Origin of the sequence: Collinsella sp. SGI.184 (assembly GCF_050313415.1) — a bacterium.
Classification (GTDB): domain Bacteria; phylum Actinomycetota; class Coriobacteriia; order Coriobacteriales; family Coriobacteriaceae; genus Collinsella.
On record NZ_JBNPLJ010000006.1, the window covers coordinates 104,942 to 114,245 of the forward strand.

Genomic DNA, 9,304 nt, shown 5'->3' on the forward strand with positions numbered 1-9,304 from the left:
ATGGCAGATTCCACCACCGATTACAACAATCAAGACCCCTTGGGTGACGAGGCGGCGGTTGTCGACGAGGTCGAGGCCGCCGTCTCGGGCGCTCGCAAGAAGCCGCGCGCTGTCGATATGGTCCCTGAGGAGCCCGACGCGATGGCGCCGGACGAGGAATACCAGCTCACGCCGGCAGGTCGTCGTGAGCGCATTGGGCAGATCGTTCGCCTGATCAAAAAGTACCGCGTATGGGACAACCTCACGCCGGTGCGCCTGCGTCGTCTGCTCGAAGAGCTCGGTCCCATGTTCGTTAAGATGGGGCAGATTCTGGCCAACCGCTCCGAGATTTTGCCGCAGCGGTTTTGCGACGAGCTGCGCCGTCTGCGCTCCGACGTAGAGCCGGTGCCGTATGAGGTAGTGCTCCGCTGTTTGGAAGAGGAATATGGCCAGCGCCTGGGGCAGATATTCGACGCGATCGACCCCAACCCGCTCGGTAGCGCGTCGCTCGCGCAGGTGCACCGCGCCCGTCTGGTGACCGGCGAGGACGTGGCCGTTAAGGTGCAGCGCCCCGGCGCGCAGCAGGTGATGGCTCAGGACATCGACATCATTCGCTCGGTGGTACGCATCGTTTCCAAGTTCGTCAACACTGATCAGTTTGTGGACCTGCATGGCGTGGTCGAAGAGCTGTGGACCTCGTTTCGCGAGGAGACCAACTTTTTGGCCGAGGCCAAAAACCTCAACGATTTCTATGACTTCCACAAAAGCGTGCATGGCGTCTCGTGTCCCAAATCCTACTTGGACCTTTGTACCGAACACGTCGTGGTCATGGACTACATTGACGGCATCTCGATTGCCGACCCCGAGCGCCTGGTGGCCGAGGGTTATGACTTGGAAAAGATTGGCGCCGCGATCGTCGAGGACTACTCGACGCAGGTGCTCGACGACGGCTTTTTCCATGCCGACCCGCATGCGGGAAACATCATCCTCAAAGACGGTATCGTCTACTTTATCGACCTGGGCATGGTCGGGCGCATGTCGAGTCACGACCGCGGTGTCGTCAAGGACATGATTTTCGCCGTGGCCGAAGGCGACGTTCCCAAGCTCAAGGATTCGCTTATGCGCTTTGCCGTGACGCGCGGCGATTCTGCCGAGCTCGACCATTCGGCCTTTTTGTCCGACTTGGACTTTATCGTCGCCGACTTTGCGGGGCTCGATCTTAAGGACCTGGATATCGGCGAGTTTTTGACCTCGCTGTTAAATCTGGCGCGCAAAAACGACGTTGAGCTGCCGAGCGTGGTGACGATGTTCGCGCGCGGCATGGTGACGCTCGAGGGTCTGCTGACCGAGTATATGCCCGACGTCAACATGATCCAGATCATCCAGACGCACATCAAAAACGAGAAGAGCACCTATGCGCGCGTCCGCGAAATGGGGCACGATCTTGCCGCGAGCAGCTATCGCGCGGCAAAAGGCTCGCTCGAGGCGGCCGAGTATCTGGGCTTGGCGTCGCGCATGCTCACGCGCGGCCAGCTTAAGGTGAACACGCAGATCATGAGCAGCGATAAGGCGCTGCGACAGCTGGGTGGAATTATCGACCGCATGTCGATGGCAATTGTGATCGCCGGCCTGTTTATCGGCTCGTCGGTTGTGTACTACGCGCGCATCGAGCCGGTTGTGTTCGGTATTCCGGTCATTGGCTTTATGGGCTACGTGAGTGCGCTGGTGCTGGCGCTGATGCTGGGCCGCGAGATCTGGCGCAACAGTCACGGCGGCAAGCGTTAATGGCCCCTGGGGGACGGAGGAAAACGGATCATTTTGCCTTGCGTCGCGCCGGCGTGGGCTGGTCCGAACAAAACTATGCCGGTTTACGGGGCTGGAGCGCCGAACCTCGAGCATACCGAAATTCGCGCTTTTAAAACCGCAGGTAGATGAGTCGTTGGTTTTCGAAAATGGCAGATATGGTTGCGAAGTGCTGAATCAGCCCCGTAAACCGGCATAGTTTTGAAACGGGCTGTTCTTGCAAGGTCCGACGACAGTCCTTCCTATCGCAAACCATAGCTTTTACCTTGGGCTTCGCCTGTGTGCGGGGCCCTTTTGCGTGCTACCATACTGACGGTAATAATCGATGGCCTAGATGGTGGTGCGGAGACGCACGAATGCGCGGCTTTCCTGCGTGTTTGGGAGAATCGGGGTGCAAGTCCCCGGCTGTACCAGTAACCGTAATTCCTCTTGGCCCGGGATGGCCGCGCCGCAGATCGGACGGCGCGCCCGGGTCGGTAAGGTTAAGTCGGATCGCCTCCCATCTTGTACGCGGCCGCGGCGCATGCCGCCGGCACGCGTTGGGCTCTGGAGGGAAGGGGGGACCCCGATGGGGGTACTCGAGCGCTATGCGCGCGATGACGTGGGGCAGCCGCTGGGCAATGCTCCAAGTTTAGACAATAGGAGACAAATGGATATGTTTGAGGACGAGTGCCAGCGCGCCTCGTGGCGTCGTCATGGAGCGATTGCCCGTGGCGTAGCCAAGCGCGGTCTGGTGGCGTTCCTGGCTTTTGCCATGGCTTTTGGTACCACACCGTCGCAACTTTGGGCCGAGGGCGCCGAGGGCGTCGCCGAGGCCGTGGCTCAGGCTGCGGAGACGAAGTCGGCGGAGGAGCAGGCTGCCGGCGAGGGTGACGCCGATGCTGCCGGTACGGATGCCGCCGCGTCTTCCGGTACCGTTGCGACCTCCGAGCAGTCGAGCGCACCGCAGCCGAGTGCTGCCCAGAGCGCAGCGGGGAGCAGCGCCGTCGCGGTGCAGAGCGATGACGCACTTACGATTTTCTCTCTAACGTTCGAGAACCTATCGACCGGCGAGCAGTCTTATGCCGGTTACACTACGTCGGATACGATTTTGGTCCATGCCTTTCAAAAAGTTAATGGGGCTAGGACCGAAATTGATTCATCCGATCTCAGTTATCAGTGGCAAGAGGGTCCTAAACAGAGCAGGAAAGACTCGGATTACACCGATATTCCCGGCGCTACTGAGCAGACCCTAAAGCTTGCCGAGTATGCCGGTAAGTCTGTCCGTTGCGTGGTGACACCTAAAGCGGGTGGCGACTCATATGCTAATCGCGGGACGACTCTGGTCACCGCCGCCGATAGCGTCAGTGTTTCGAGCGTCACCCTCGATAAGAGCGGTAAGGTTTACGTCGGAGATGTGATTTCTGCAACGGCGAAGTCGGGTACAACGGACGTCTCCGCGGACTCTCGCGTTTCCTGGCAGTGGTACTACGGCGACTCGAGTTCCGTTAGCGCTTGCACCAATAAAATCACTGGGGCAACGAGTCGTACTTTTACGGTTACGGCTGACCTGTTTGGCAAATACCTCGTTGCCAAAGCTACGAGCGCTTCTGGCGAGACTACTCCTTACGTTGCCGTTGGTCCTGTTTCGGAGGCTGGCGCGGTCGAGCTGTACGGCGTTACGGTCGAGGGCGCTTCTTCTACTGGGGCCGTGCATGTGGGCAACGTGCTCACGGCTAAGGCGACCAAGGGCAACTCTTACACGAACGTTGGATCTACCGATACCGTTCACTATCAGTGGCAGTACGCCGATGCCAAGTCGACGTCCGACGCCGCGTTCAAGAATATCGACGGTGCCGCCGACTCTGCCAGCTATACGGTTGCGGCCGATATGGTGGGCAAGTACATCCGCGTGATCGCCACGAGTGAAAACTCCGTTAAGAGCACACAGAAGAAGTACTACGGCAGCACCACCTCGGTTGACCCCGTGGGTCCGGTGACGCTTGCCGGTCAGTACACGCTTAAATCTGTCGAGCCGGCAGAGGCTTCGACGGCTACGCTCAACGTGGGCACGACGCTTACGCCCAAGGTCCGTATCCCCGACTCTTCGAGTTGGTCGGATTCCGCTCTGCCCGATGACGCCAAGCTGACCGTCACCTGGTACGCCAAGGGCGCCGATGACGCTAATTGGACCAAGGTCACCGATAACCTTGACGCCTCCACCGGTGCGCTGACTATCACCGATGCGCTTGTGGGCAAATCCCTCAAGCTCGAGGCCTCGGCGCTCGACAACACCGTTACGTGGACCTCTAGGGACACGGTGCTGCCGGCGGGGGAGTATAACCTGCTGCGCGTCGTGAGCACGCCTCCGCTCCAGAGCAAGTTGACCAACCTTGTCGCGGGCGATAGCGTCTCTGCCGATGTGTACGCTAAGCGCGTCGACGGCTCGACCACTAACGGCGTTAAGCTTTCTGCCGACAGCGCCGATATCTCTTGGTATGCGGCCGACGCCTCCGATGCGGCGGATGATGATTGGACTAAGCTCGAAGTAACGGGTGCCAAGATCCAGGTTCCCGATGCGGCCGGTAACAAGTACCTTAAGGCTGTTGCTGCGAGTGGCTCTTCCGAGGTCGAGGTCGTCTCGGCCAACAAGGTCATCAAGGCCGGTTCGCTCGAGGCTGCAGTCCAAAAGCTCAGCGATAAAAACGCGCTGATAAGCGTCGCCTACAGTGCTGATGGCGGTAACGTCAACGACGCGTTGAAGGCTCAGCTCGAGCAGCTCGGCTTTGATGATATCGACGTTAAGACTAAGACCGCCAGCTTCAGCTCTTCGTATGAGGGCGCTGAGGTCGGCATCTCCTCTACGTACGATAAGACTAACGGCGATGTCACGTTCTTCTATCTCGATCCCAACGCGTCTAGCGGCTGCAGCATTGACCAGCTGCGTCGCGCGAGCGTTACGTTCGTGCTCTCGCGTGATGGCAAGTCGGTTGAATACAAGCCGACTAAAACTGTTGAAATCGCTTGGAACGAAGGCAAGCTTCAGGACCTGCTCGACAACGCCGCCGAGCAGCTTTCCATCGGCTATGCCACGGGCGATACCGCCGAGAGCGTTACCCAGAATCTGACGCTGCCATACAGGGCGGGCGCCAACAAGAAGTTCTCCGTCGAGTGGACGAGCTCCGATACCGATGCCCTGTCTGTTTCGGGCAACGGCTGGGACGACTACACGGGCAAGGTCGCGCGCAAGTCGAGCGACCGCGAGGTCACGCTGACCGCCAAAGTCTCGGTGTTGTCGAACGTCTCCGATGTCAAGGTGACCGGTGGGGCCACGCATGCCGTTACTGTCAAGGGCGACCCCGATAAGGTTGCATCCGACAAGGCCGACCTGCAGGCAAAGGTCGATGCGGCGTTTATTTACAACAACATCAAGTACTCCGGTACCGATGCGGTTGCCAATAAGGACGGCTTGACCGCCGACCTGCAAATGCCACAGCCCAAGAACCTTGGCGTCGACGGCAAGTATTACAAGGTCGAGTACTCCGCCAGCACCGATGACATCACGTTTAACGGTTACAAGGGCACGGTCTATCAGCCGCTGCCTGGCGCCGAGGCAGCGAAGACCAAAGTCACCCTTACGGTGACCGATAAGTCCAACGCCGAAGTCACGGCAAGCAGGACCCTCGACTTTGCGATTTCTCCGCAGAATCAGGACGAGCTCAATGCCGAGTTGTTCCACCTTAGCCTTGCGAAGTCTTCGTTCTACTTGGGTATTCTTGATGGCCAAAATGCCTCCAGCGTGACGGGCAACCTGCATGCACCGCTTAAGGTGTATGGCCAAGGACTCGGCGTTAACTGGTGCTATTCCACCGAAGAGGCTGCGGGACATTACGGCTTCGTGTTCAGCGACCTCCCCGGCGGCACGGAGAACACCTATCGTTTGCTCAAGTCGAGCAAACCGAGGGTTATCGCACATGAGAACCTTATCCTCACTCAGCCCGAATACAACACGAAAGTCACGATTAGCGGCCGTCTGAAGAGTGAGCGTTTTGCCCGTTATGCCGAGCGCTATCCCGACAATTCGGACTACGCGGTGCTTGCCGGCTTGGATGTTTCTGCGACGGTAAACGTCAAGGGAACGACGGGGCTCGACAACCCGAACGAGGGCAAGACCATTACGGTGACGGCCAAGGTCACGGGCGTCTCCGCTAGTGATGCCGACGGCAACTACACCGAGCAATCGGTGGTGCCCTTGACCGAGCTTACGCTTCCCGCCGACGATGACACGACGGCCGAGTCGGTACTCGAGCAGCTTATGACGGCTGCCGGTTGTACGAACCTTGAGGCAAACGCCTTGGGTCTTACGAGTGCGACGATGCCCGATGGCCGCGTGCTGGGCACAACGAGCGCCGCGCCGTACAGCTTCTGGTCGTTTTACGTAAACAATGGGTTTGCGAACTTCGGCGCCTCGAGCTATTGCCTTAAGAACGGTGATTGCGTCGAGTTCCGTTATGTTAAGGGTGACGGCACGCAGAAGCCCTCGACGGCTCCTGCTACCAATCCCGGAACGGAGCATCCCGATGTCGATGCGGCATGGAATGGTTTTGCGAACGGTGGCTCGGGATCCTCGACGGACGCCCTTACGCCTACAACAAAGACAGATACGCCTTCTTGGGCGCTCAACCTTTTAACCGAAGAGCAGCAGAAGGCAGGCGCAAGCGCCTCTGCGTCTGACCCCATTGTCGCGAACGGAAAGGTGTACCTTGTCACGGGCGCTTCGGTATGGGGCGGAAAGACGTGGAATGCCGTTCTGAATGAGATCGACCCCGAGACGGGTTCCGTCGTACGCTCGCTTGAGCTTGGCTCTTCCATGGATAGCACCTGCCGTCCCGTTATTGCGCAGGGCATCATTCTGATTCCGCTTTCCGGTGGCTATCTGCAGGCTGTTTCGGCGAAAACGTTTAAGACGCTGTGGTATTCCGATGCCTTCGCTATGCAGAATCAATCTTCGTTGACCGTTGACGGCGACTACGTCTATATCAACACCCTTGATTGTTGGTCTGCCAATGGCAATGATGTGCAAAACGGTACGGTCAGGCGCATCAATATTCACACGGGCGCCATCGCCGGTAGCGCCTCCGTCACTGACGGAGGTTACTACTGGTCTGGCGGCCTGATGGTAAATGGCTACTACGTTGTCGGCAGCGACTTCGGCCAGGTGCGCGTGTATTCCGCCGATCTGTCGAAGCTTGTCGCCTCGTTTAAGCTATCTGGTGGCAATATCCGCTCGGCGCTTACCGTCCACGATGGCTATGTATACGCCGTTACGCGCGATGATGGCACGTTGCACAAGCTGACTATTGGTTCGGATGGCTCTATTACCGAGGCCGGGAAGGTGCAGTTTGCCCCATACTCGACTTCAACGCTCGTGTTTAGCGGCAAATATGCCTTTATTTGCGGTGCGACTGCGAACAATTGGAAGGCTAAGGGCCTGCTTTCGATCATCGACCTTTCCGATATGAGCGTGAAGCAGATTACGAAAGCCGATGGCGAAGAGCTCGGCTTCGAATCGAAGAGCACGCCGCTCGTCTCGACGCGTGATGGCGAGACGTACGTGTACTTCACCCTGAACGGCGCCAAGGGTAACTGGCCTAATTACACGAGCGGCGGCGGCGTGTACATGTACAGGCTGGGCGATGCCGAGGCGACCGAAGTGTTTGTTCCCGGTTCTGGTTATGCAAACTACTGCATGGCGTCGGTTGTCTGCGACGAGTTCGGTAACCTTTACTACACGAACGACTCAGGTCACTTGTTCTGTGTGAAGTCCCAGGCCCATCGCGTTAAGTTTGATGCTCGGGGCGGCTCTGCGACTGGCGATCAGACGCCTGCTTCTGGCTCGACCGTCACCAAGCCTGCCGATCCGACGCGCGAGGGCTACACCTTCGCTGGTTGGTATACCGACGAGGCTTGTACAGAGGCGTATGACTTTAGCGTTGCGGTGACGGCTGATATGACGCTGTATGCCAAGTGGACCAAGAATGCCGTTACCCCTGGCGGTAACGGCGGCTCTGGCTCCAACGGCGGCAACGGCGGCTCGGGTAATGCCGGTGCTGGTTCTGGCTCCGGCAACGGCACAAACGGCCAGCAGAGCGGCGGCGCTGTTGCTCCGGGTCAGAAGCCGGTGTCCACCACGACCACGACCGAGACCAAGGACGGCAAGGATCCCAAGAAGGATTCCGACAAGTCCGACAAGAAGGACGGCAAGAAGTCTGACGAGAAGTCCAGCAAGTCCAGCTCCAAGTCCGATACGGGCTTGGCTGCCGCGACTACCGCTAAGAAGTCCGCTGAGGCTCCGGCACAGGAGTCTGGCTTCAACCCGCTCGCCATTGTCGGCGTAGCGGCCGGCGTGATCGGACTTGCGGTCATTGGCGTGTTCGTGTTTACCAAGCGTCGGTAGGTGAGAGCTGTGTCCAATAAACCTCAGGATGCCGACTCCAAGCAATCCGACTCGTCGTTCATTCAGCTCGACGATGCTAAGCAAAAGGGCGCCGCTTCGGCGGCGTCCGCCCCTCGGCGCAAGGCGCTACTTGGCTCTCTGACGGCCGTCTGCATCGCGCTGATTGTCGTCTCGCTGGGCTTTGTTCACCCTTCTGCCAGCGGCGCCTGGTCCATCGATTGGATCGCTCGGGCCGTGGCGGGGAGGAGCGTTGCCGACTCTGGCTCTATCGCCTCTCGCAAGACGGAGACAGTGGGCTCCTCGTCTTCCGACGCTGTGGACTCCGAGTCCAAGGATTCGAATGAATCGGATTCCAAGGACGCTTCCGAGTCTTCGGACAAGAAGTCGGGCAAGGAATCGAAAGAGAAGAAGTCCGAAGGCAAGGGCGGCAAGAAGTCCAACAACGCGTCTGCCGGACAGGGATCCGAATCCGCTGGTGGATCGAGTTCTTCAAACGGCTCCTCTTCGGGCGGCGGCTCGGCGGCCGGCGGTGGGTCTGCATCCAACAGCGGCAACGCTTCTGCTGGCAATCAGGGCAGCTCGCAGCAGCCTGGCTACGTTACCGTGACGGTCTCTGTGACGTCGAGTGCCGTGGGTAACCCGGTGTCTTCTGGCGGTACGTTCACCTTCAACGAGGGCGCTACCCCCTACGATGCCCTGTGCGCCCTGGGCCTTTCCGTCAATGCGCACGGCTCATCGTACGGCACGTATGTCGCCGCTATCGGCGGTTTGGCCGAGAAGGAGCACGGTGGTACAAGCGGCTGGATGTACTCTGTCAACGGCGTAACGCCCAACACGGCTTGCAGCAACTACGCTCTCTCCAATGGCGACAGCGTGGTCTGGTATTACGTAACGGGCTAAATGCCTTGACATAGCGCACGGAGCGGACGGTTCGGACAAACACCCGAGCCGCCCGCTTTTAATACGGATGGGATGGGGTTCCTCAATCGAGGTTCAACCGGAAATTGCATCCTACTCTGAAGGTGAATTCCGGGACGCAATTTCCGCATCAGCATCCATTGGGAAAGCGCATCTCGTTCTAGACAC

The 9,304-nt window shown here is 58.9% G+C and carries 3 protein-coding genes; all 3 read left to right on the plus strand.

Annotated features, from left to right (window positions below; genetic code table 11):
* A complete protein-coding gene (locus ACQRAJ_RS03585; protein ID WP_427747738.1) occupies positions 1-1,764 on the plus strand; it encodes an ABC1 kinase family protein in 1,764 nt (587 codons plus the stop codon).
* A gap of 667 nt (positions 1,765-2,431) precedes the next feature.
* Positions 2,432-8,218, plus strand: a complete 5,787-nt coding sequence (locus ACQRAJ_RS03590) for an InlB B-repeat-containing protein (RefSeq protein WP_427747739.1) — start codon at positions 2,432-2,434, stop codon at positions 8,216-8,218.
* 9 nt (positions 8,219-8,227) lie between these two features.
* A complete protein-coding gene (locus tag ACQRAJ_RS03595) occupies positions 8,228-9,118 on the plus strand; it encodes a DUF4430 domain-containing protein (RefSeq protein ID WP_427747740.1) in 891 nt (296 codons plus the stop codon).
* Positions 9,119-9,304 lie beyond the last annotated feature (186 nt).

What these genes read in the sequence shown, in the direction of transcription:
- ACQRAJ_RS03585 (WP_427747738.1), top strand. Translation starts at nt 1, where the DNA reads ATGGCAGATTCCACCACCGATTACAACAATCAAGACCCCTTGGGTGAC.
- ACQRAJ_RS03590 (WP_427747739.1), top strand. Translation starts at nt 2,432, where the DNA reads ATGGATATGTTTGAGGACGAGTGCCAGCGCGCCTCGTGGCGTCGTCAT.